The 23689-nt window shown below is 63.9% G+C and carries 20 protein-coding genes and 1 tRNA gene; 10 read left to right on the top strand and 11 right to left on the bottom strand.

Annotated elements, in window-relative coordinates; translation table 11 throughout:
* Positions 1 to 4: 4 nt before the first annotated feature.
* From PD284_RS20065 to PD284_RS20045, 5 genes are all read left to right on the top strand, one after another.
* Complete coding sequence (locus PD284_RS20065; protein ID WP_274629903.1) at positions 5 to 682, top strand: RraA family protein; 678 nt, start codon at positions 5 to 7, stop codon at positions 680 to 682.
* A gap of 93 nt (positions 683 to 775) precedes the next feature.
* A complete protein-coding gene (locus PD284_RS20060) occupies positions 776 to 1669 on the top strand; it encodes a substrate-binding domain-containing protein (RefSeq protein WP_274629902.1) in 894 nt (297 codons plus the stop codon).
* A 121-nt stretch (positions 1670 to 1790) separates the two neighbouring features.
* Positions 1791 to 2747: a Bug family tripartite tricarboxylate transporter substrate binding protein gene (locus PD284_RS20055; protein WP_274629901.1), complete on the top strand. Its 957-nt coding sequence runs from the start codon at positions 1791 to 1793 to the stop codon at positions 2745 to 2747.
* Positions 2748 to 2801: 54 nt separating this feature from the next.
* A complete protein-coding gene (locus PD284_RS20050) occupies positions 2802 to 3302 on the top strand; it encodes a tripartite tricarboxylate transporter TctB family protein (RefSeq protein ID WP_274629900.1) in 501 nt (166 codons plus the stop codon).
* A 10-nt stretch (positions 3303 to 3312) separates the two neighbouring features.
* Positions 3313 to 4815: a tripartite tricarboxylate transporter permease gene (locus PD284_RS20045; RefSeq protein ID WP_274629899.1), complete on the top strand. Its 1503-nt coding sequence runs from the start codon at positions 3313 to 3315 to the stop codon at positions 4813 to 4815.
* A gap of 311 nt (positions 4816 to 5126) precedes the next feature.
* On the opposite strand, the gene PD284_RS20040 is transcribed toward PD284_RS20045, so the two are convergent.
* The 5 genes from PD284_RS20040 to PD284_RS20020 form a co-directional block, all read right to left on the bottom strand.
* Positions 5127 to 7361: an arylsulfatase gene (locus PD284_RS20040; protein WP_274629898.1), complete on the bottom strand. Its 2235-nt coding sequence runs from the start codon at positions 7359 to 7361 to the stop codon at positions 5127 to 5129.
* A gap of 67 nt (positions 7362 to 7428) precedes the next feature.
* Positions 7429 to 8187 carry an ABC transporter permease gene (locus PD284_RS20035; RefSeq protein WP_274629897.1) on the bottom strand — a complete coding sequence of 253 codons (759 nt, stop codon included), beginning with the start codon at positions 8185 to 8187 and terminating at the stop codon, positions 7429 to 7431.
* Positions 8187 to 9011, bottom strand: coding sequence for an ABC transporter ATP-binding protein (locus PD284_RS20030; RefSeq protein WP_274629896.1), 825 nt, complete (start codon positions 9009 to 9011; stop codon positions 8187 to 8189). Before PD284_RS20030 ends, PD284_RS20035 begins: the two co-directional genes overlap by 1 nt.
* Positions 9012 to 9022: 11 nt before the next feature.
* Complete coding sequence (locus PD284_RS20025; RefSeq protein ID WP_274629895.1) at positions 9023 to 9994, bottom strand: ABC transporter substrate-binding protein; 972 nt, start codon at positions 9992 to 9994, stop codon at positions 9023 to 9025.
* Positions 9991 to 10740 (bottom strand): GntR family transcriptional regulator, encoded by a 750-nt coding sequence (locus PD284_RS20020; RefSeq protein WP_274629894.1) that lies wholly within the window; start codon positions 10738 to 10740, stop codon positions 9991 to 9993. The genes PD284_RS20025 and PD284_RS20020 overlap by 4 nt, the downstream gene beginning before the upstream one ends.
* Before the next feature lie 92 nt (positions 10741 to 10832).
* Here PD284_RS20020 and PD284_RS20015 point away from each other — a divergent pair, with 92 nt between their 5' ends.
* Positions 10833 to 11756 carry a formylglycine-generating enzyme family protein gene (locus tag PD284_RS20015; RefSeq protein WP_411956235.1) on the top strand — a complete coding sequence of 308 codons (924 nt, stop codon included), beginning with the start codon at positions 10833 to 10835 and terminating at the stop codon, positions 11754 to 11756.
* A 322-nt stretch (positions 11757 to 12078) separates the two neighbouring features.
* Here the strand turns inward: PD284_RS20015 and PD284_RS20010 are convergent.
* Positions 12079 to 12152: transfer RNA gene (locus PD284_RS20010), tRNA-Gln, on the bottom strand.
* A 144-nt stretch (positions 12153 to 12296) separates the two neighbouring features.
* A complete protein-coding gene (locus tag PD284_RS20005; RefSeq protein WP_274629892.1) occupies positions 12297 to 13253 on the bottom strand; it encodes a lysylphosphatidylglycerol synthase transmembrane domain-containing protein in 957 nt (318 codons plus the stop codon).
* A gap of 236 nt (positions 13254 to 13489) precedes the next feature.
* Between PD284_RS20005 and PD284_RS20000 the strand changes: the two genes are divergently transcribed.
* Positions 13490 to 14851, top strand: coding sequence for a Ppx/GppA phosphatase family protein (locus PD284_RS20000; protein WP_274629891.1), 1362 nt, complete (start codon positions 13490 to 13492; stop codon positions 14849 to 14851).
* Entirely contained in the window at positions 14848 to 15555 is a 708-nt protein-coding gene (locus tag PD284_RS19995) for an RlmE family RNA methyltransferase (protein WP_274629890.1), read from the top strand. Before PD284_RS20000 ends, PD284_RS19995 begins: the two co-directional genes overlap by 4 nt.
* On the opposite strand, the gene PD284_RS19990 is transcribed toward PD284_RS19995, so the two are convergent.
* Positions 15552 to 16961, bottom strand: a complete 1410-nt coding sequence (locus PD284_RS19990; RefSeq protein ID WP_274629889.1) for an MFS transporter — start codon at positions 16959 to 16961, stop codon at positions 15552 to 15554. The genes PD284_RS19995 and PD284_RS19990 overlap by 4 nt on opposite strands.
* Positions 16962 to 17356: 395 nt before the next feature.
* On the opposite strand from PD284_RS19990, the gene guaB reads away from it, so the two are divergent.
* Entirely contained in the window at positions 17357 to 18859 is a 1503-nt protein-coding gene (gene guaB / locus PD284_RS19985) for an IMP dehydrogenase (RefSeq protein ID WP_274629888.1), read from the top strand.
* 143 nt (positions 18860 to 19002) lie between these two features.
* On the opposite strand, the gene PD284_RS19980 is transcribed toward guaB, so the two are convergent.
* Positions 19003 to 19449 carry a DedA family protein gene (locus PD284_RS19980; protein ID WP_274630710.1) on the bottom strand — a complete coding sequence of 149 codons (447 nt, stop codon included), beginning with the start codon at positions 19447 to 19449 and terminating at the stop codon, positions 19003 to 19005.
* Between the two features lie 65 nt (positions 19450 to 19514).
* Positions 19515 to 20510 carry a hydrogen peroxide-inducible genes activator gene (locus PD284_RS19975; RefSeq protein WP_274629887.1) on the bottom strand — a complete coding sequence of 332 codons (996 nt, stop codon included), beginning with the start codon at positions 20508 to 20510 and terminating at the stop codon, positions 19515 to 19517.
* A gap of 199 nt (positions 20511 to 20709) precedes the next feature.
* On the opposite strand from PD284_RS19975, the gene katG reads away from it, so the two are divergent.
* Positions 20710 to 22902 (top strand): catalase/peroxidase HPI, encoded by a 2193-nt coding sequence (gene katG / locus PD284_RS19970; RefSeq protein WP_274629886.1) that lies wholly within the window; start codon positions 20710 to 20712, stop codon positions 22900 to 22902.
* A gap of 72 nt (positions 22903 to 22974) precedes the next feature.
* Here katG and PD284_RS19965 read toward each other — a convergent pair whose 3' ends face one another.
* Positions 22975 to 23652 carry an MIP family channel protein gene (locus PD284_RS19965; protein WP_274629885.1) on the bottom strand — a complete coding sequence of 226 codons (678 nt, stop codon included), beginning with the start codon at positions 23650 to 23652 and terminating at the stop codon, positions 22975 to 22977.
* Between the last annotated feature and the right edge of the window lie 37 nt (positions 23653 to 23689).

Below are 23689 nucleotides of genomic sequence, written 5' to 3'. Positions count from 1 at the left end.
TGAGATGAGCGCAGGCTTTCGAATCAAGATGAGCTGGGACCGGGTGGAAAGAACCCTGGTCGATGCCTTCCGCAGCATCCCCGTGGCAAATGTCAGCGACTCGATGCACCGCCTGACGGGCATGGGGAATCGCCTTCGCCCGATGCACCGGGATGGCGTTCTTGCCGGTCCGGCGCTGACGGTGCGCAGCCGCCCGGGCGACAATCTGATGCTGCACAAAGCAATCGACATGGCGCATCCCGGCGACGTGATCGTCTATGACGGCGGCGGTGACGTGACCAACGCGGTGATCGGCGAAATGATGGTCGCCCATGCAAAGGTGCGGAAGGTGGCGGGCTTCGTCATTTACGGCGCGGTGAGGGACAGCGAGGCGCTCATGGAGATCAACCTGCCGATCTATGGCCTCGGGATCACGCCGCGGGGGCCATACCGGGACGGTCCGGGCGAAATCGGGCTTCCCATCAGCATCGAGGGCATTCCAATCGCGCCGGGAGACCTGATGCTCGGAGATCGGGACGGGCTGCTGGCGGTGCCGCGCGGGTCAGCCGCAGATGTCCTGTTGCAGGCGCAGCAGAAGACTGTCGCCGAGACGCGTCAGATGGCGCAGATCCTGGCAGGGCAGATGGACCGCAGCTGGATAGATCGGGTGCTCTCCGAGAAGGGGTGCGAGATCGTTGAGTGAGACGATGAAGGCGCTTCGGTTCGTATCTCGAACTCGCGCGGATGCCTCCGGCGAAGCGACGTCTTCGACACAGGATTTCAAGGAGACACTTCGATGAGCAGTCCACTGCTTCTCAACACGGCGATCGGCGCGACCCCGGAAGTCCTGCCGATCTGGAACGGTGAGGTTCGCTCCGATCGGCTGGCGCTCGATCTGGTCAAGGTCGAGCCGTTCTACACCACCTTCCGGCGGATGATACGCGAGCTGGAATTCGACCTGTCCGAGATGCCGGTCGTGAGCTACGCGCAGGCCTATCTGGCCAGGATCCCTCTCACCCTGCTGCCGATTCCGGTCTCGCGGCGGTTCCACCATCAGTCGATCCTGTGCTTCGAAAACTCCGACATAAGACAGGCCACGGACCTGGTCGGGCGACGGGTCGGGGTCAGGTCCTGGCCCCAGACCAGCGGCGTCTGGGCACGTGGCATTCTGGAGACGGAGTACGGCATTCCCCTCGAACGCGTGACCTGGGTCACCCAGGAGGGCGCGCATGTCGAAAGCTGTGCCGATCCGTCATATGTCGTGAGATCCACGTCGGGCCGGTCGCTGGCCGCCATGCTCGCGGATGGCGAAGTCGACGCGGTGATGGGATTGCAGGGCATTCCTGCCGGCATGCGCACGGTCGTTCCCGATGCGGATGCGGCGGCAAGAGCCTGGTACGGCGCGACGGGCATCTTCCCGGTCAACCATCTAGTGGCGCTAAAATCCGAGCTTGTGGAGACCCACCCGTGGATCGTGGAGGAAGTCACCGACCTCTTCTCGCGATCCGTGAAGCACGCACGCAGCGCGGGTGCGCTGGCGGGCGCTGCAATGGGTCTGGCCGCAACGCAGGATATGCATCCGATCGGACTTTCGCCCAATCACGCCTCGATCCAGAAGCTCCTGGACTTCGCGGCACAGCAGCAGCTGACGCCGCGCCGGGTTGCCGCCGAGGAACTGTTCATTGCCTAGGCCGACCCGCGGCCCGTATCGACGGGCCGAAAGCTGAAGAATCGGATGCGGCAAGGAGCAGCGTGCAAATGCGCTGGCTCGTTCGCAAGAATTCCTGAAACCACTCTGGGAGGAGAAAAACATGAGAATGCTTCTGACTGCCGCAACCCTGGCCCTTGCCACCTTCGCGGCAAGCGCCGCGCCGACAGACTTTCCAAGCCGCCCTGTGACATTGGTCGTGCCGTTTCCTCCGGGCGGAGCAGTCGATATCGTCGGCCGCTTCGTGGCCGAGAAGCTCAGCAAGACCTGGGGCCAGCCGGTCGTCATCGAAAACGTCGCCGGCGCAGGAACGTCGATCGGATCGGCGCAGGTCTCAAAGGCTGCGGCTGACGGCTACACGATCCTGATCAACTCGGCGACGTTCACCATGAACTCAGCCGTTCAAACCAGCCTGCCGTTCGACCCGGTCGAGGATTTCACGGCGATCGGCATGGTCGGCAAGGTGCCACTGGTCCTGGCCGTCGGATCGGCGATCAAGGTGACCGACATCGAGGGGCTTAAGGAAGTCGCAAAGAGCCGGCCGCTGAAATACGCTACGGTCGGCCTCGGATCGATCAACCAGTTCGCAGCCGAAATGCTGCAGCAGGCATCGGGAATCGACCTGGAGCCGGTGCACTACAAGGGCGGAGCGCCGGCGATGACCGATGTGATCGGCGGCCACGCAGACCTGTTCTACGGCAGTCTCACGCAGGTCCTGCCGCAGATCCGGGGCGGTCTCATGACCGGCATCCTGGTGAGCAGCGCCGAACGCTCCGCAGCGATGCCCGAACTGCCGAGCGTTGTCGAACTCGGCATGACCGACGCGGTGGTGGACCAGTGGTGGGGGCTGTTCGGTCCGAAGGGGATGGACGCTGCCGTCGTTGAAAAGATCAACGCCGACCTGACTGCCGTGGTGAAATCCCAGGAAATGAAAGAGTTCCTTAGCAAGGACGGGGGCGATCCCGCCTGGGCCACCGCGGAGGAGTTCGGCTCTCTCGTCGCCAAGGAAATGGCGCGCTGGCGCGAGATCGCGGCAGCCAACAACATCAAGGCGGAATAGGCCGGCCAAGCCTGTCGGAGGGCGTGCGCGTGAGCGCGCGCCCAGATGGGCCTTATGGACGCTGCGCAACTGCAGGGATTGAAAGACAAGATGAACATCCGCAGCCAGAAGGATTTTGCGGCAGGGGCGCTCTACCTTGTCGTGGGAACAGGCTTTGCCGTGCTGTCCAACAGCTATCGCGTCGGAACGGCCGCCAGCATGGGGCCGGGCTACTTTCCATTCTGGCTCGGCGTGCTTCTGGCGTTGATCGGCGCAGGGGTCATGCTGACGGCGATGCGCAAGGACGCCGGACCGGCGGACCGGTTGGGGGGCGTGGATCTGAGGAGCCTGCTGCCCGTCCTGCTCGCGGTCACGCTGTTCGGATTGCTTCTGAAACCGCTCGGGCTTGCCGCCTCTGTGGCGCTGACGACGCTGGTGTCCAGTCTTGCCGACCGTGGCTTCCGATGGGCGAGCGCGCTTCTCAACGCGGCGGTGATGGTCGTCATCTCCATCGCGGTCTTCAAAATGGGCCTCGGGCTGCAGTTCGAAATCCTGCCCGCATTCCTGACCGATTGAGGCCATCTCCATGGAGTTTCTCGACAATCTGGCCCTGGGACTTGCTACGGCGCTCTCCTGGCAGAACCTTCTCTACGCCTTCACGGGTTGCCTGCTCGGAACGCTGATCGGGGTTCTGCCCGGCCTCGGACCGCTGGCGACCATCTCGATGCTGCTGCCCTTCACGTTCGGCCTGACGCCCGAGGGCGCGCTGATCATGCTGGCGGGCATCTACTATGGCGCTGCCTATGGCGGTTCGACCACGGCGATCCTGGTCAATCTCCCCGGCGAGGCCTCATCCGTCGTGACCGCGATCGACGGGCATCACATGGCCCGGCAGGGCAGGGCGGGAGCGGCGCTGGCCGCGGCCGCAGTGGGGTCGTTCTTCGCGGGTTGCCTTGGGGTGCTCATCCTTGCGGTGCTCGCGGGTCCGATCGCCCATCTCGCCTTCAGGTTCGGCCCGGCGGAGTATTTTTCGCTGATGGTCCTGGGGCTCATCGGCGCGGTTTCGCTTGCCTCGGGGCCGCTGCTGAAATCGGTCGGAATGATCGTGCTGGGCCTGCTGATCGGGCTGGTGGGAATGGACGTGAACTCCGGCGTCGCGCGCTTCACCTTCGGCGCTCCCCAGCTGTGGGAGGGCATCGACTTCATCGTGATCGCAATCGGCATCTTCGCCTTCAGCGAGATCGTTGGGACACTGGAGCGTACGGGAAACAAGGATACGCTCGTCGCGCCTGTCCGTTCGCTCTGGCCGACGCGAGAAGATATTCGTCGGATGACGCCGGCCATTTTGCGCGGCAGCTCGCTTGGCGCGATCATCGGCGTCTTGCCGGGTGCCGGATTGACGCTCGCTTCCTTCTTTGCCTACAGCCTCGAGCGGCGCGTCTCGCGACGGCCGGAGGAATTCGGTCGCGGCGCGATCGAGGGCGTCGCCGGACCGGAAGCGGCCAACAATGCGGCTGCCCAGACGGCTTTCATCCCGACGCTTACGCTGGGCATCCCGGGAAGCGCCACGATGGCGCTGATGCTGGGCGCACTGGTCGTCCACAACATCCAGCCGGGTCCGCAGGTCATAACCAACAACCCCAGCCTGTTCTGGGGCCTGGTGGTCTCCATGTGGATCGGCAATCTGTTCCTCGTGATCCTGAACCTCCCGCTGATCGGGATCTGGGTGCGGCTGCTGAAGATCCCCTACCATCTCCTCTTCCCGGCCATTCTCGTCTTCTGCTGCATCGGGGTCTATTCCGTCTCGTACTCGACCTTCGACGTCTTCCTGACAGCCGGCTGCGGTCTGCTGGGCTATGTCTTTGCGAAACTCGAATGCGAGCCGGCGCCACTTCTTCTGGGGTTCATCCTGGGGCCGATGATCGAGGAATATTTCCGCCGGGCGCTGGTGCTGTCGGACGGCGATTTCTCGATCTTCGTCACGCGCCCGCTGTCGCTATCGCTTCTTCTCGTTGCAGCGGCGTTCATCGTCCTGGCGGTTCTGCCCAGCCTGAGAAAGAAGCGAGCCATCGTCTTTGCGGAAGACTAGGGCTGGCGCGGACCGGCTTGCGCATCGCTGCCGAGGCGATGCGCCCTTTACGCGAAAGAACTCAGCCGCAACCTCCCACCAGAACGCGTCACGATCGATCAAATCGATATACGAGGGATACCGGGTGGCCTGGTGACACCCCAAGAGGCGCCGTCAACATACGCACCGGCCGCTTCTTCTGGATCTGCGTTCCAAGGCACTCCAGGTCTCGCGGGCGGATCGCAACATGCTTCAGCAGAGGGGGCCACGCTGCCCGGGTGCTGGCAGCGCGGTCGAGCGCGTCGATCTCGAGGGCGAAGACCTCGTTGTGCTCAATCAACGTCCAGGCTTGCTGGCACTACTTCCCGATCCAGGCCGATTGCGTAGTCGATGCGCGTTATCCGACCCGCAAAATCCGGGCTCGCCTGGCGCGCCGGGTCCACCGGCTCGGCGTTGCTGCGCCCGAACATCAGCGGTGACAGTGAAAGCCTGAGGAGCGTTCGTTCGAAGAAGTGGTCGCCGGCAGGCTGGCCATCGACGTTTAGGCGGCCACGTCCCTGGAGCTTCCCGGTTTTCTCGAACTCGAAGGAGATGGTTGTTGCGCCGGGCGGGACCTCGATGTTCGAGACAATGCGGCTGACTTCAAATCCCGCGTAGTTGTAAGTGTAGACCAGCCGGTTATCGATGATGTCGATGGCATAACCGCCGTGGCAGCTACCGAAACAGACGAGTGCGCCTCCCTGGCTCGTGTCGTCGCGCTCGATCGTGATCGTGATCCTGTGTGAGACATCCTGCGTCATGGGCGCCGCCTCAGCCGGAATGGACGAGATTGGCGGGAAGAAGCTGCATTCGTTGCGCCAGCGCGGTGCACCGGGCCGGTAGGGCGGCTTGAACAGCACGTCGCTGTCGTCGAGCGGCATGACGCCGTATCGGCCGGCCTCCGCCCACCAGCGCTCCTTCATCTCGGCCAGTTTCTCCGGTTTATCCTGAGACAGGTCGCGAAGCTCGGCGAAATCCTCGTCGAGATGGTAGAGTTCCCAGCGTTCGCTTTCGAAATCGCTTCCTGCCTTGTGCTGCGTCACGGCCTTCCAGCCGCGGTGCCAGATGCTGCGATGCCCGTACATCTCGAAATATTGCGATTCCTTGACGGTCGCCGCATCAGGCGCATCGAACGAATAGCCGAAGCTCTCGCCGTGGATTGGCATCTGAGCCACGCCGTTGATCGTCTCGGGTGCGGCGACATCGCAGATCTGCATGATTGTCGGCGTGATGTCGGTCACATGGGTGAACTGCGCGCGAATTCCGCCCTTGTCGGCGATGCCATCTGGCCAGGAGAAGATCATCGGGTCGCGCACGCCGCCGCCATGCGTGAAGCTCTTGTAGAGCTTGAGCGGCGTATTGGACGCCTGCGCCCAGCCCCAGGGATAGTTGCCGGAGCTGCGTGCGGAACCGATCTCCGTCATGCTCTCGCGCGATACTGAATAGTCTTCCGGCAGGCGGTTGAACCAGCGCAACACGTTAGTCGTGCCGTCGGGATCGCAATCGGTGGATGCACCGTTGTCGGAAATCAGGACGATGATGGTGTTGTCGCGGATGCCGGTTCGATCGAGGAAGTCGAGCACTCTGCCGAATGCATCGTCGGTGTGGCCGAGCAGCGCAGCATAAGCTTCCTGCATGCGTTCCGACACCTCGCGCTCTTCGGCGGTAAGCTCCGCCCAACCGCGAACGCCGGGATTCGGCTGAGGCAACTCGGTGTTTTCAGGCACGAGGTCCATTGCCTTCTGCTTGGCCAGCCTGCGCACCCGCTCCTCGTCCCAGCCATGGGCGAACCGGCCGCGATATTTGGCGAGCGCCGCCTCAGGCGCCTGATGGGGGAAGTGCCCCGCGCCGTAGCAGAGATAGAGGAAGAACGGCTTGTCCGGCCAGATCGCCATCTTGTCGGCGATGTAGCGGACGGCGCGATCCGAAAGATCGTCCGAAAGGTGGTAGCCCTGTTCAGGCGTCGCAGGCGGCGAAACCTGCTGATTGTCCTGGCAGAGTTCCGGATGGAACTGGTCGGTGCTGCCGTTCATGAAGCCGTAGAAACGCTCGAAGCCGCGGCCGAGCGGCCATTGGTCGAAAGGACCTGCAGCATTGGCGTTCTCGGTCGGTGCGAGGTGCCACTTGCCGACCGCATAGGTCGCATAGCCTTGCAGCTTGAGCATTTCGGCGAGCGTTCCGGCGCGATGGCTGATGGCGCCACGTCCGGATGGCCAGCCCATGTCCGCATTCGCGAGATAGCGCATGCCGACGGAGTGATGGTTACGCCCGGTAAGGAGGCACGCGCGCGTCGGTGAGCACAGCGTCGTCGTGTGGAAGTTGCTGTAGCGCAGGCCGTTATTGGCAAGTGAATCGAAGTTCGGCGTTTCGATCGATGAGCCGAAGCAGCCCAGGTCGGAGTAGCCCACGTCGTCGAGCACGACATAGATCACATTCGGCTTGCCTGTCGCGCCTACCGGGATGTCTGCGTAGTGGCGCTCGGATTCGTGGTGCGTGCGGCCAATGCGGCCGCGAGATTCGGAAGTCATGAAACCAGTCCCAAGTCTGAGAGAAAGGCGGCCGGACACATGTGGAGACAAGTCCGGCCTGATCGGATCAATAGCCGGTGACGCCGCGCAGGTAGCGCTTGAGCCGAGTGCGCCCGAGAAGCCGCCACAGGCGGTCGGTGGCGAAACCCAGAAGGCCGAGCACGATGATGGCCGCGAACATCCAGTCTACCTGGAAGTAGAGGCGCGAGGTCCAGATGATGTAGCCGAGGCCCGCGTCGGCAGCGAGCATTTCGGCAGCCGCGATCACCAGGAAGGACGAAGCGAGCGCCAGCCGCATGCCGACATAGATCGCCGGAAGGGAGGCCGGGACCATCACCCGGAAGAACACTTGCCGCTCGTTGGCGCCGAGGCAGCGCGCCGCATTCAGCTTGTCCTGAGAGATCGAGGACACGCCGCTGGCCGTGTTCACCATCACGATGAAGGCTGTCGCATAGGCGATCAGGATGATCTTCGACATCTCTCCGACGCCGAACCAGATGATGAACAGCGTCACCAGCGCGATCGCTGGAACGAAACGAAAGAAGTGAATGAACGGGTCAACCAGGTGGCGCGCCACCGGGGAGACACCAACCGCGAGTCCGATCGGAATGGCGATGGCGCTGCCGAGGAGCCAGCCTGAGAGAATACGCATCATCGAGACCAGTACCGACTGGCTGAGCGTGCCCTCTTCCATCATCTGTCCAGCTCCCTTGAGAACTGCGAGCGGGGCGGGCAGGAACATCGGGTCGACGAGCCAGGTCGACGCCATCTGCCAGAGAATGACGACAGCGGCGATGCTCAGCGCCGACCAGGCGTAGGATGGCATCAGTTTTGCTCCCATTGCGAAGCCGCCTCCCTTTCGATGTCACCCTCGATCGCCTTCACCGCATCGGCAAAACGGCTGTCGAGGTCGTCGCGCGGGTAGGGCAGGGCGATGTCGTAGATGCGGGTGATGTTGGCCCGTGGTCCCCTGCTCATGACTGCGACGCGCTGGCCGAGGAGCACGGCCTCGCGAATGTCATGCGTGACATAGAGCATGGTGCAACCGGTCTCGCGCCAGATCCGCGTCAGTTCTTTCTGCAGCACCCGGCGCGTCAGTGCGTCGAGGGCGGCAAACGGCTCGTCGAAAAGGATAAGTTGCGGCTCTGCGGCAAGCGTGCGGGCGATTTGCACGCGCTGCTTCATGCCGCCGGAAAGCTCGTGCGGAAACTTTGCCTCATGTCCGCGCAGACCGACGAGGTCAATGTAGTGCTTTTCGATGGTCCGGCGCTCGGAGCTGGATTTGCCGGCCACGCTTGGTCCAAAGCCTACGTTCTCCGCAACCGTCAGCCATTGGAACAGAGGCTCCTCGATCGACTGGAACACCATGCCGCGCCGCCGGTCCGGCCCGTCGATGGGGTTGCCGTTGGCCAGAACCCGACCTTCGGTCTGCTTCTCGGTGCCGGCGACGATCTTGAGCAAGGTCGATTTGCCCGAGCCGCTGGGGCCGACAAGCACGAAGAACTCTCCCTGCGGGACGGTAATGGAGAGGTTGGCAAGGATCAGTTCGCTGCCGGCCTTCTGGCCGGGATAGGCCATGCCGACATTGTCGAAGACCACCGCAGGCGCGGAAGCCAGCTGACGCGCCTCGCTTGTGGGGCTGTTTGTCATGGTTGTGCCGTTCAGTTGTCCAGCTTGACCAGATCGGGGGCCGCTTGCTTCAGGTATTCCGGGTTTACGCCCGTCTCGAAGGTCACGGATTGGGACTTGGTCTTGGCGAGAAAGTCCGCAACTTCCTGGAAGCCGCGACGCTCGTAATCCGTCAGCGCCAGCGCGAACTCGTTGTAGTTGAGAAGCTCGCGCACCGTGTCGCGGGGTGCGCGGGTGTTCTTGGCGATGAGAGCCGCAGCCTCGTCTTTGTTCGCCGAGATAAATTCGCTTGCCGCGTTGAGCGCACGTAGCGTCGCCACTGTCAGTTCGGGGTGCTTTTCGGTGAACTCGGTCTGAGCCGCGATATAGGCGCTGCTGTTGCGCTTGGCGGCTGCGTCGTCGGTCAGCACATAGTGCTCGCCGCCATCGGTCGATTTTTGTGTGCCGTCGGCCCAGGCGAATGCAGCGTCGATGCGGCCGGAACGCAGGGAAGCGACGATCTCAAGCAGGCTGGTGAAGCCGACAATCTCGACCTGGTCCTCGGGGATGCCGTTCTCCTCGAGATATTTCACTGTTATCAGATGCTGAGCCGTGCCGGTGGCGATGCCCAGCTTCTTGCCCACCAGATCTTTGGCTTCCTTGATTTCGTTGCTGACGACCAACTTGTGGAAGCCTGGCGTCGAATGAAAGACGCCGGCGAGCACCGTGAGCTTGCCGCCCTGAATGCGCGAGACGATCGGGAAGTCGAGCCCGACTGCCATGTCGGCGCGGCCGATCAACAGTGCGTCGATGGCCTCGACGCCGGTGGCGAAGGTGGTGATCTGTGCATCGATCCCTTCCTTTTCGAAGAAGCCTTTTTCCTTGGCGACCCAGATCTGGGATCCCGTGGTGTAGGCATCGACACCGAAGCGTACAGGCTCGAGGGTCTGTGCTCCGGCCACTTGTGTAGAGAAGAGCAAGAGGCTCGACACAAGGCCAAGGGCCATCTTGGTGAATCGGGTCATTTCGGTTCGTCCTCCGGCAAGGGGCTTGCATTGCCCTGGAAATCAGCGGGTGCGAGGGCCATCACCTGATGGCTGTTCAGAAGATGTGGGACCATCCAGGAGCGCGAGGCCAGCGGAACGCTACCGTCGCCCGAGTGCACAAGGGCAGTGCTCCAGAGAAGCGCGTCTCCCTCGTTTACCTGGAGCAGTTCGGCGATCTCGTCAGTCGCGTTGATTGCCGACGTGCGTGTCGACAGCGACGAGCCGTCAATGACGGTGAATGGCGCGATGGCAGCGAGCGCGTCGTGCTCGGTGGTCTCGTTGAAGGCGCTCGTCGGGATCCCGCGCGCGAGATAATGGTCGACGAGGATGCAGGGCTGGTCGTTGGCCAGGAACAGCCAGCGCAGACGCTCGGTTGGGTTCTCGGCCGCAAGACCAAAGATGACGGCGATCTCTTTCGGCGCGCTGACCTGGTCGCGCAGGATTTCGCGAAAGGACGCTTTCATGCCTGCTTTTTCGATCAGGTTCCAGAAACCGGCGGAGCCGGTCAGGGCATTGAGGATGGGCGGATTGGCTATGAACGTGCCGATGCCATGCTTGCTCTTGAGCAGGCCCTTGGCCATCAGGTCGGCATAGGCTTCGCGCAGCGAATTGCGGCTGAGGCCGAGTATCCGGGAAATATCCACTTCGGCCGGCAGACGGTCGCCGGCGACCAGCTTTTGCTGGCGAATGTACTGCATGACGCGCTCAGTGGCAGAGCCGGACATCGCTCTCTCCTCCAAGAGGTAGGACGTCCTACCTTCACGTGCTATCGAGTAAGAGTCAAATTCCGGATCTCAGTTTTCGACAGGATAGCGCCATGGCTTGTTGCAATCCGGGACGGTCTGCAGTCGATCGCCCCCAGGAACAAATCTCTGCTTCCGCGTCGCTCGAGGCCGAAAGCCATCCGGAAATGGCGCGAATTCCGGCTGGACGTTGGCTGCTGGGCGAGGATCGGTCTTTCGCTCATCCCGATGACGGGGAGGGACCGGTGAGGCGGGTCGATCTGCCGGCTTTTCTCATCGACAGGACGGCGGTGACGAATGAGGCCTTTGCATTGTTTGTCGATGCCACGGGCTACGTCACGGAGGCCGAACGCCTTGGCTGGTCCTTCGTTTTCACCGCCCAGGCGCATCCGGATGCCGCAATCGCGGCGGCTGCAGACGCGCAAGCGCCGGACTGGTGGCTTCCCGTTCGCGGCGCTTGCTGGCATGCGCCTGACGGTGAAGGCTCCTCCTTGCATGCGCTGCACGATCATCCCGTCGTTCATGTCTCGTGGAATGACGCCGCCGCCTTTGCCGGGTTCGTCGGCAAGCGGCTGCCCACGGAAGCAGAATGGGAAGCGGCGGCGCGTGGCGGCCTGCAGAGGGCGATCTACGCCTGGGGCGACGCCCTTCATCCTGGGGGGCGTCACATGTGCAATATCTGGCAGGGGCGGTTTCCGTTGAACAACACGGCTGACGACGGTTACCTGGCGACCGCGCCGGCCCGCAGTTTTCCGCCCAACGGCTTCGGGCTCTACAACATGCTTGGCAATGTATGGGAGTGGACAGCTTCGCCATGGTCACGCGAGACGCCCGGACTGATGGCAATGCGCGGCGGTTCCTATCTCTGCCACGCGAGCTATTGCGACCGTTACCGGGTTTCGGCGCGGACCTGCAACCATCTCGGCGCCACGTCGAGTCACCTGGGTTTTCGCTGTGCGGGCGATCTCCAGACGAATTTGTCACCCTCCGTCGCGTGACGGCGAGCATGAACAAATGGAATGAGTTTGCAGGCGTGTGTCAGGGTGGGGAGCCGCTGGTAGCGGTCTATCCTCGCCGAGATTGGGTTTGATTAGAGGATGAAGATGATCAGCTGAGGTTCACTTCCGGCCGCGGTCAGCATCATGTCGCTCGCCTCGTTGGGCTGGGACACGTGACGTGCCATCTATCCACGATGCTCGCTTACCTGAACCGCAATCCGCCGCTCACGGAATTACTTATTCGAAAGCTCAAAGGGAGAGGGAAAACCCGACTGCCACGAAATCTTCCAGAAACCGAAGGGAAAGCGTAGGGAAAATGAGTTGGCTGGGGAACCTGGATTCGAACCAGGACTAACGGAGTCAGAGTCCGCTGGTCTACCGTTAACCTATTCCCCAACTGCGCGGCGGGCCTCATTGAGGCGCAAGGGCCGTGGCGGTCGCTGCAGGGTGCCTTCTAGCCATTGACTGAAAATAGTCAACCCACCAATCTTTTCAATCGCGCCATTTCCGCGTCCGGAATTTTTGGTCTCCTGCCGGGCTTCACTTGCCGTTCCCGGCCAACGGGCGTGCCCAGCGCATCGCCAACTGCGACCGTTCGAACGCGATCACCAGCACGATCGAGATGAGCAGCGGGATCAGGAGGTAGAGAAGTCGAAAGACGAGCAGGGCGGAGAGCACATGGATCTCGTCCATCTCGGGCAAGCCCTTGATGAAGACGACCTCCAGCACGCCGAGGCCGCCCGGCGCATGCGACAGCTGCGCCACGGTGAAGGAGGCAAGAAACACGGCTGCGACTGTCAGAAACCCGGGATTTCCTGCCGCCGGCAGCGCGAAATAGATGATGGAGATCGCCGCCAGGATCTCCAGCGGCCCGATGATGAGTTGCCGGACGACGATCGGCAGGCGCGGGTAATGGAGCTGGAAGCCCGCGATCCGGAACGGCCGGAAATGCATCCAGCTGCCGAAGACATAGGCCGTCACGAGCAGCAACAGCGCGATGCCCACGCTCAGGCCGGCCCAGGCGGGCAGGTCGTCCTGCACGCGCTCGATCAGCGAGGGTTTCAGAACGAGCAGGATGCCCCCCAACAGAATCGTCGCCAGCGCAAAGGTGAGCGAGCACAGCGCGACGAGCACGCCGACCTCCTGCGGCGACAGCCCCTTCGTCCCGTAGGCTCTGTACCGGATCACGGCGCCCGAGATCACCGAACCGCCGATATTGTGTGACAGCGCGTAGGTGGAGAAGGAGCAGGCCGTCACGAAAAGCCAGTTCACCTTCTTGCCGAGATGGAGCAGAGCCATGTGGTCGTAGCCGGCGAGCGCGGCATAGGCCAGCAGGGCGGCCAGCGCCGAGAGCAGCCATTGACGCCAGGAGATGGCCGCGAGCCCCGCACCGACGTCGTCGAGCGATATGCCACGCAATTCGTCGACGAGAAGCCAGATCGAAAAGGCGACTGCGGCAAGTCCGATCACTGGCCAGATCCATTCCCTCCATCTCATGCGCGAACGGCCATCTTGCTTCTCCTCCGGGGTGCTGGCGCTTTGGTGCGGATGATCCAGAAATGCCTGAAGCCCAGCACTGGTTCAACCTAAGACGGCGTCGATCACGCAAATGCGAGAATCTGCTGTGAGACCCTTGGTGAACGCGGCTGCTGCTGTTAGTCTCCGAACCAACGATGAAGATTGAGCGCCTGCTGCGTCCTCTTGGTTCGCGCGGCGCCTGAAAGGACAGCGAAGTGACTGACCGCGATGCCGGCCAACCGGCGGGGGCGGGGGCGGCTGGTGGCGCGATGCCTCGTGCCGGCGATTCGCGGGACGGGGCGCGCCGCGTCGAGCCGGCTTCCGCCGAGTCCGGTAGCCCTGCGTCCGCGCTCCGGACGCCGAGGCGCAAGGGACGCAAACGAAAGCGCGGGCGCAAGGTGTTCGCAAAGGGGTCCCCGCAGGCGCAGACAGCCGGCGCGGCCTCCGTTCCCCACGTCAACGGACAGGCGGCCGGCGCTGTTTTGGCGAAGGCGGCGCCTGGCCTTCCGCCAGCGCATCAGCAGATTCCGCCTGCCGCAGACGACAGGCTGCAGAAGCGCCCGCGAAGCGACCTGCCGGTGTTCGCCGCGCTCGATCTCGGCACCAACAACTGCCGCTTGCTGGTTGCGATACCGGGGCGGCCCGGGCAGTTTCGCGTCATCGACGCCTTTTCGCGCATCGTCAGGCTGGGAGAGGGGTTGGCCGCCAGCGGACGGCTGGGGCAGGGGGGCATGGATCGGGCGGTCGAGGCGTTGAAGGTGTGCGCCGACAAGCTGGCCTCCCGGGACATCCGCCGCTCGCGACTGATCGCGACCGAAGCCTGCCGTTCGGCGGAGAACGGCGACGTCTTCATCGACCGCGTCAAGCGGGAAACCGGGCTCGACCTCGAGATCATTGATCGCCAGACGGAGGCGCGGCTGGCGGTGTCCGGTTGCGGTCCCCTGGTCGAGCGCGACACACACGGTGTGGTGCTGTTCGACATTGGCGGCGGTTCGTCCGAGATCGCGCTTATTGACACGTCGCGCCACCGTACCCCCAGGCTTGCAAACCACATCGTCGCCTGGACCTCGCTGCCGGTTGGCGTCGTCTCGTTGGCCGAGCGTTTCGGCGGGCAGGAGGTGTCACGCGAAACCTTTGATGCGATGATAGAGGAGGTCCTGCGCCACCTCATGGCCTTTGCGGGTCGCGATCGCCTGCGCCATGTGGCGCATGACACGCGTTTCCATCTGCTTGGGACGTCCGGCACGGTGACGACGCTTGCTGGCGTGCATCTGGGACTGGAACGCTATGATCGCCGCCGCGTCGACGGGCTCTGGATGGATCGGGAGAATGTCGACCGCATGGTGAACAAGCTGCTGGGCTGGAATTTCGATCAAAGGGTGGCCAATGCGTGCATTGGCGCCGACCGCGCCGACCTGGTGCTGGCGGGCTGCGCGATCCTGGAAGCCATCCGCCGCATTTGGCCCTCGGAGCGGCTGCGCGTCGCCGATCGCGGCTTGCGCGAAGGCATATTGAGCGAACTGATGGCCGACGAAGGCGTGTGGCGGCGCAACTGGCGACCGGAGGGGCGGGCGTGAAGAAACCGGGATCGGCGGGAGCCGGCCGCGTCCTCAAGACGCGGGTCAAGAAGACCAAGCTGAAGGAATCGTCGCGCCGCTGGCTGGAGCGGCACATGAACGATCCCTATGTGCAGCGCTCGAAGGCGGAGGGCTACCGCTCGCGCGCCGCCTACAAGCTGATCGAGATCGACGACAAACACCATCTGCTGAAGCCCGGCGCGAAGGTGATCGATCTCGGCGCCGCGCCGGGCGGCTGGTGCCAGGTGGCGGCGGAGCGGACCAAATCCACGGACGAGCACACCCATGTCGTCGGGATAGACTATCTGGGCATGGACCCGGTACCGGGTGCGGTCGTGCTCGAGATGGATTTCCTCGATGACGACGCGCCGGCGAGGTTGGTGGAGGCGCTCGGGGACGCGCCCGACGTCGTGCTTTCCGACATGGCCGCGCCGACCACGGGCCACCGCCGCACCGACCATCTGCGCACCATGCACCTGTGCGAAGTGGCGGCCGACTTTGCCATGTCGGTGCTGAAGCCGGGCGGCCATTTTCTTGCAAAGACATTCCAGGGCGGTACGGAAGCCGCATTGCTCGACGAGCTGAAGCGGAGTTTCCGCTCGGTCCACCACGTCAAGCCCCCCGCATCCCGGGATGCGTCGGTGGAGCTCTACCTCCTCGCCAAGGATTTCAAGGGCCGGTCTTCGCCGGGAGAACCAGCTTAGGGATTGCCGGGCTTGTCTTGCGCCTGGCGTGCAAGGCGGTGCCCGGAAACGGCGTTGCCCGCCTCCGGCGCGAGCCGCAAGAACCAGATGACCGAGAGCGCGGTCACCATGGCGACCGACACAAAGGCGAAATGGAAGGCCGGCAGCCCGACGGGCAGGCCGGTGAAGAATGCATAGCCTTCCAGAATGCCGCCGGCGGCGGCGACGCCGAGCGCGATGCTGATCTGCTGCGAGCAGGCGGCGATCGCGGTCGCCTGGCTTGTTTCGCGATCCTCGATGTCGGCGAACACCAGAGTGTTGGCGGAGGTAAAGAACAGCGAACGTAGGAACCCGGCTGCGATCAGCGTTGCGATGATGACGCCGGCGGGCGTCGACGGCGTGAACAGTGCGTTGGCGGCAATGAAGGCTGCGCCCGAAACTGTGGTGAAGATCAAGGCGTTCCTGAAGCCGCCTACACGCAGCGTCACCGGTGCGGCGAACTTCATCGCCAGTGCGCCGAGCGCCGAGGCGAAGGTGAGCAGGCCCGACTGGAACGGCGTCAGGCCGAAGCCGAGCTGAAACATCAGCGGCAGCAGGAACGGCACGGCGCCGGTGCCGATGCGGAACATGGCGCCGCCGAACACCGCAGCCCGGAACGTGGCGTTCCTGAAAAGACGCAGGTCGAGGATCGGGTTCGGGCGCTTGCAGCCGTGGGAAAGGTAGAGCACCCCGGCGAGCACTCCGATCAACGTTGTCACGATCCCGACCGGCGGCGGCAGCGCAGGCAGGCTGATGACGGAGAGGCCGAAGACAATGCCGGAAGCGGCGACTGCGACCAGCAGGAAGCCCACAGCGTCGAGCGGCCGCGTCCTGGCCGGCTCGATCTCCGGCAGGAAACGTCCGGAAAGCCATACGCCGGCAATGCCGATCGGCACATTGATGAGAAAGATCCAGTGCCAGGTGAAATAGGTGGTGATGAAGCCGCCGACCGGGGGGCCGACCAGCGGCCCGACGAGGGCCGGGATGGTCAGCCACGCCATAGCGGAGACAAGCTGGCTCTTTTTCGTGGAACGCACCAGCACGAGCCGGGCAACTGGCGTCATCATGGCGCCGCCCATTCCTTGGGCGAAGCGCGCGACGACGAAGCCGAGCAGCGAGTCCGCCATTGCACAGAGGATCGAGCCGACGACGAAGACGCAGATGGCGGTCCTGAAGACCCGCTTGGCGCCGTACCGGTCCGCCATCCAGGAACTGATCGGAATGAAGATGGCGAGCGAGACGAGATAGGCGGTCAGGGCAAGTTTCAACGCGATCGGGCTGGTGTCGATGTCGGCCGCGATGGCGGGCAGCGATGTGGAGATCACGGTGGAATCCATGTTCTCCATGAAGAGGGCCACGGCGAGGATGAGGGGAACAGTGCGGTTCAAGACAATTCCGAAGCTGCGGCCGGGCAGGCGTTGATGCTCAATGTGGCAGGCGTGTCAGGCACGCGATGCCAGAACGTTGGGCCGGCGATGCGAGGCCACTCGACCGATTGGAGCAGATAGGGCGCGCCTGGGAAAGATGCACGGCGATCATCAAGTGTTGATGCAGGGAAGACGATCAGGAGCCACGCGCGGCCACCTCTTGCAACTGTTTCGGCTCGGGCGTGCGCGGCCAGTCCCAAATCTGTCGTGGTGAGGCAAGGTGTTCCTGCGTCAGCAAGTGGGCTTTCCAACGCCCGAGTGACGTGATACCAGCCGCTGCCAATCCAGAACCGCAATCACGAATCGGCGTGCCCGTCCGGGCCTGACGCATCGTTTCACTCATTCGAGGTTTGGCAATGTCGAAGATCATCGAGACCGCAACGGGCGCCCTGGCGCTGACGTTCGACGATGTCCTGCTGCAGCCCGGTCATTCCGAGGTGATGCCGGGGCAGACGGACGTGCGCACGCGCATCGCCGGCGACATCGAGCTGAACATCCCGATCCTTTCGGCCGCCATGGACACGGTCACCGAATCGCGCCTTGCCATCGCCATGGCTCAGGCCGGCGGCATCGGCGTCATCCACCGGAACCTGTCTCCCGTCGAGCAGGCCGAGGAGGTGCGCCAGGTCAAGAAGTTCGAATCCGGCATGGTCGTGAACCCGGTGACGATCGGCCCGAACGCGACGCTTGCCGATGCGCGGGCGCTGATGAGCGCGCACGGCATTTCCGGCATCCCCGTCGTCGAGCACGGCAGCAGCGGCCTGCCGAAGCACGGCCGCCTCGTCGGCATCCTCACCAATCGCGATGTGCGCTTTGCCTCCGATCCCTCCCAGAAGGTCCACGAACTGATGACCAGGGATAATCTGGTCACGGTGCGTGAAACGGTCGATCAGGACGAGGCCAAGCGGCTGCTTCACCAGAGGCGGATCGAGAAGCTTCTGGTCGTCGACGATGCCGGCAACTGCGTCGGCCTGATCACGGTCAAGGACATCGAAAAGTCGCAGCTCAATCCGAACGCATCCAAGGATGCGCAGGGCCGGCTCAGGGTGGCGGCGGCGACCAGCGTCGGCGACGACGGGTTCGAACGCGCCGAGCGTCTGATCGATGCGGGCGTCGATCTGCTGGTCATCGACACGGCGCATGGCCATTCGCAGCGGGTCCTGGATGCAGTGGCCCGCGCCAAGAATCTCTCGAACTCGATACGCATCATGGCCGGCAACGTGGCCACGGCGGACGGAACGCGCGCGCTGATCGACGCGGGCGCGGATGCGGTGAAGGTCGGCATCGGGCCCGGCTCGATTTGCACGACGCGCATCGTCGCAGGGGTCGGAGTGCCTCAGCTGTCGGCGATCATGAGTGCGGTGGACGTCGCCGACAAGGCCGGCGTCTCGATCATCGCCGACGGCGGCATCAAGTTCTCGGGCGATCTCGCCAAGGCGCTGGCGGCTGGCGCGAGCGCAGCCATGATCGGCTCGCTGCTTGCCGGCACGGACGAGAGCCCCGGCGAGGTCTACCTGCACCAGGGCCGCTCCTTCAAGGCGTACCGTGGCATGGGCTCGGTCGGCGCCATGGCGCGCGGCTCGGCGGACCGCTACTTCCAGGCGGAAGTGCGCGACACGCTGAAGCTGGTGCCGGAGGGAATTGAGGGCCAGGTTCCCTACAAGGGGCCGGTTTCGGGCGTGCTGCATCAGCTTACCGGCGGGCTCAGGGCTGCCATGGGCTATGTGGGCGGTCGCGATCTCGCCGACTTCCGGGAAAGGGCGACATTCGTGCGCATTTCCAACGCCGGCCTTCGCGAGAGCCATGCGCACGGGATCACCATCACCCGCGAGAGCCCGAACTATCACGGCGGGGCGTGACGGCAGGTTTCGACGGCGGACTTGCGCCTGCGGCGTGATTTCGCGCGTCTGCCGCTGGACTAGAGCGACGGGAATTCTGATGAATGCAAGTCCGCCGCTCTATCTGTTTTTGGGCCGCATTTTTGTGACGCCAGACAATTCCGCTACCTGAGCCCGAACAAGCTGCCCAGAAAGTAAGGTCCGAACGTCCAGCATGCCGTCCAGGCTGCTGCACCGACGATATTGGCCGCTAGGAAGGCGCGGAACGGCATCAGCACCGAGCCGGCGACCAGTCCGTTGAGCTGGCGCAGGAGGACCACGAAGCGTGCGCCGACGACGATCCAGGCGCCTCGTCGCCGAAAGAGTTCCCCCAGCGTGTCGAGCCTTTCAGACGTGAGCTTGACCATGCCGCCGTATCGTCTCAGCAGCGCGCTGCCGCCGAAGCGGCCGATCGCATAGCCGGTGGTGTCGCCGAGCACGGCAGCCGCCCAGATCGCCAGGAAAACCTGCCAGATCACAAAATCGCCCCTGGCGGCCAATGCCGCGGTGCCGATCAGAGCGCTCTCGCCCGGCAACGGTGCTCCTAGCGATTCCAGATAGATGATGACCATGATGGCGATCAGTCCGTATTCGCGCAGATACGGCTCGATGATCGATGTGGCCTCATGAAGAGATATCAAGGTTCGCCGCCGTCATTAGTCTTGGGAAGGGGGGCTGGAGCCGTCCGAACTCCGCCGCGTGAACGTGTCTGCTTCGGCTGTCGGCTGTCGGACACGATCGCGCCGTGCACCTCGCGGATCGCCTCGGCCAGCAGGACGTGGTCATGCCGGCGGGCGCTGCTCTTGCGCCATGCAAGGCAAATCGTGCGTGCCGGCGCAGGCTCGCTGAAGGGGATCATGGCGACATCGGGCCGCCCGAAGGCTGCCCCCGCGGCGATTTCGGGCAGAAGCGTGACGCCCAGCCCGTGCCCGACCATGTGCAGCAGGGTCGTCAGGCTTGTCGCTCCGAAGCTCGCCATCGACACGGGTTTGACGCGCCCGCAGATGGCGAGCGCGTCCTCGCGCATGCAGTGACCCTCTTCAAGCAGCATCAGGCGTTCGAAGACGAGGTTCTCCGGTTCCACGGGCGCGGGCACTCTGCCCACCTCGCTGGCCGGTATGGCCAGCAGGAAATGGTCTTCGAAGAGCGCTTCCGATGTCAGAGCGGCGTCATCGAATGGGCCTGCGGCGATCATCCCGTCGAGCCTGCCATTGATGGTCTCCTCCCGGATTGTTGCTGTGACCGCTTCCCGGATCTCGATGCGCAACTCCGGAAACCGGCTTTTTAGATGCGGCAGCAGCTGTGGCAGCAGGTAGGGCGCGACAGTCGGGATGATCCCGAGGCGAAAGCGGCCTTCCAGTTCCTTGCGCTCCCGGCGCGCATCGGCTTGGAGATCGCGCACCTCATTCAATATGCGTTCGATTCGTGGCCGATAGGCCAACGCGTCCTCGGTCAGATGCACGCTGCCGCCCCCGCGCTCGAAGAGACGAACGCCGAGTTGCGATTCCATTTCCGCTATCTGCGCGGAGAGCGCGGGTTGGGTGACGCCGACAACTTCGGCCGCCCGGCCGAAATGCAGCGTCTCGGCCAGCGCCTCGAAATATTGCATCTGTCGGAATGTGATCCGTATCATAGGAACGTCTTATCGAAGTGACAATCAAAGGTAATTTGAATTTATCACAGGCAAGGCCTACTTTGGAAGAGTTCCAAAGTGAGGCTGATGTCTCGCTGCCAGATCCCCGTATTCCGCCGCGCCCGCCCATCTTCGAGGGAAGCCCCGGCGTTTCAGACGAAATTGGTCGAGGACCGCAACAACACCGTTGGAGAGATAGATGGACTCAAAGACTGACCCAAGCGCGGGCAAGTGCCCGGTCGCGCATGGTGCGCCCACGCGAGGCAACCGCGATTGGTGGCCGAACCAGTTGGACCTTCAGGTCCTTCACCAGCATTCCGCCCTCTCCAACCCGATGGGCGAGGAGTTTGATTACGCCAAGGAGTTCGCAAGCCTCGACCTCAACGCCGTGATCGAGGATCTCAAGGCCCTGATGACGGACTCGCAGGACTGGTGGCCGGCCGACTTCGGTCACTACGGACCGCTCTTCATCCGCATGGCGTGGCACAGCGCCGGCACCTACCGCATCGGCGACGGCCGCGGCGGCGCGGGAGCAGGACAACAGCGCTTTGCGCCACTCAACAGCTGGCCGGACAACGTCAACCTCGACAAGGCGCGCCGTCTGCTCTGGCCGATCAAGCAGAAGTACGGTCGAAAAATCTCCTGGGCCGACCTCATGATCCTCACGGGCAACGTTGCTCTGGAGACGATGGGCTTCAAGACCTTCGGTTTCGCCGGCGGCCGCGTCGACGTGTGGGAGCCCGAGACCGACATTTACTGGGGCCCTGAAGGCAAGTGGCTGGCAGACGAGCGCTACTCGGGCGAGCGTGACCTCCACAACCCGCTCGCAGCCGTCCAGATGGGTCTGATCTACGTCAACCCTGAAGGCCCGAACGGCATCCCTGATCCGCTCGCCTCGGCGCGAGACATCCGCGAGACGTTTGCTCGCATGGCCATGAACGACGAGGAGACCGTCGCGCTGATCGCTGGCGGCCACACCTTCGGCAAGACCCACGGCGCCGGCGACGCGGCTCTGGTGGGGCCGGAGCCAGAGGCGGCCGGCATCGAGGAACAGGGCCTCGGCTGGAAGAACAGCTTCGGCGCGGGCAAGGGCGGCGACACCATCGGAAGCGGCCTGGAAGTCACCTGGACCACGACGCCGACCAAGTGGAGCAACAACTTCTTCTGGAACCTGCTCGGCTACGAGTGGGAGCTGACCAAGAGCCCCGCGGGCGCGCACCAGTGGACGCCGAAGCACGGCATGGGCGCCGGCACGGTGCCGGATGCGCACGACAAGTCGAAGCGTCATGCGCCGTCAATGCTGACCTCCGACATCGCCCTGCGCGTCGATCCCGCCTACGAGAAGATCTCGCGGCGCTTCTTCGAGAACCCGGATGAGTTTGCCGACGCATTTGCGCGCGCCTGGTACAAGCTCACCCACCGCGACATGGGCCCGGTCGCCCGCTACCTCGGCCCGCTTGTCCCGAAAGAGGAACTGCCCTGGCAGGATCCGATTCCGGCAGTGGATCACGAACTGGTCGACGAGAACGACGTCGCGGCCCTGAAGGCCAAGATCCTCGCGTCCGGCCTGTCCGTCTCGGATTTGGTCTCCACCGCCTGGGCGTCGGCCTCGACGTTCCGCGGCTCCGACATGCGCGGCGGCGCCAACGGCGCGCGCATCCGTCTTGCGCCGCAGAAGGACTGGGACGTCAACCAGCCGGCCCAGCTGGCGTCGGTCCTCCAGAAGCTCGAGGCGATCCAGCAGGAGTTCAACGCCTCGCAGTCGGGCGGCAAGAAGGTGTCGCTGGCCGACCTGATCGTTCTCGGCGGCGGCGCTGCGGTCGAGAAGGCGGCAAAGGATGCCGGGCAGGACGTGAAGGTGCCCTTTACGCCGGGCCGCATGGACGCGTCGCAGGAGCAGACGGATGTCGATTCCTTCGCGCCCCTCGAGCCGACGTCTGACGGCTTCCGCAACTACGGTCGCGGCCAGCAGCGCCTGTCGCCCGAGGAGCAGTTGGTCGACCGGGCGCAGCTCCTGAAGCTGACCGCGCCGGAGATGACGGTTCTCGTCGGCGGCCTGCGGGTGCTCGGCGCGAATGCCGGTCAGTCCGCGCATGGCGTGTTCACCGATCGGCCGCAGACGCTGACCAACGACTTCTTCGTCAACCTCCTCGACATGGGCACGCAATGGCAGCCGGCCGCCGGTGCCGAGGGCGTGTTCGAGGGACGGGACCGTAAGACCAACGAGGTCAAGTGGACTGCTACCCGCGTCGACCTGATCTTCGGTTCGCACTCGCAGCTGCGGGCGCTGGCGGAAGTCTATGCCTGCGCGGATTCCAAGGAGAAGTTCGCGAAGGATTTCGTCGCCGCGTGGACGAAGGTCATGAACGCTGATCGTTTCGATCTCGCCTGACCGCGGGACTGCACGATGTTCCTTGGATGAAGTGAGAGGGCGCGGCGCGAGCCGCGCCCTCGACTTGTTTTGTCAGTCTTTTTCGAAGATGCCGGTCTTGGCGACCACGCCGGCAATGGCGCCGCCGATCAGCGGAGCCACGATGAACAGCCAGAGCTGGCCGATCGCAGCGCCGCCCGAGAAGAGCGCTGGCCCGATTGAGCGGGCCGGGTTCACCGAGGTTCCCGTCACCGGGATGACGGCAAAATGGATCGCCGCCAGCGTCAGGCCGATGACCAGTCCCGCAAAGGCCGTCGCGTGCTTCTGCGCGGTAACGCCCAGGATGACGGTGACGAACACGAAGGTGGCGATCAGCTCGATCAGGAAGGCCGAGCTCATGCCCCAGACCGCGGGGTCCCAGCCATTCGCGCCGAAGCCGCCGGTATGGCCTCCGGTCTTGCCCGAAACGATGATCAGCAAGGCGAACGACGCCAGGATGCCGCCGATAATCTGGGCGACGAAATAGCCGACCACCTGGCTGGCGGGCATGCGGCCGGCGAGGAAGACGCCGATCGTGACTGCCGGATTGAGATGCGCTCCGGAAATCGGACCGATCGCATAGGCGGCGCAGATCACCCCGATACCGAACGCGAGCCCGATCGCTTCCTGGCCGAGCGGCAGCGCGGCGCCGAAGCCGCCGGTGACGACAGACGCGGTTCCAAGAAAGACAAGGAGAAACGTCCCCAATACTTCTGCAACGTAGATCTTCATGCGAATCACCCCTCGATTCAACAAAGCGGCAAAGTCT

Source organism: Mesorhizobium shangrilense (assembly GCF_028826155.1).
Classification (GTDB): Bacteria; Pseudomonadota; Alphaproteobacteria; order Rhizobiales; family Rhizobiaceae; genus Arvimicrobium; species Arvimicrobium flavum.
The sequence above is the reverse complement of the archived record's forward strand: the minus strand, read 5'-3'. Positions and strand labels throughout refer to the sequence as shown.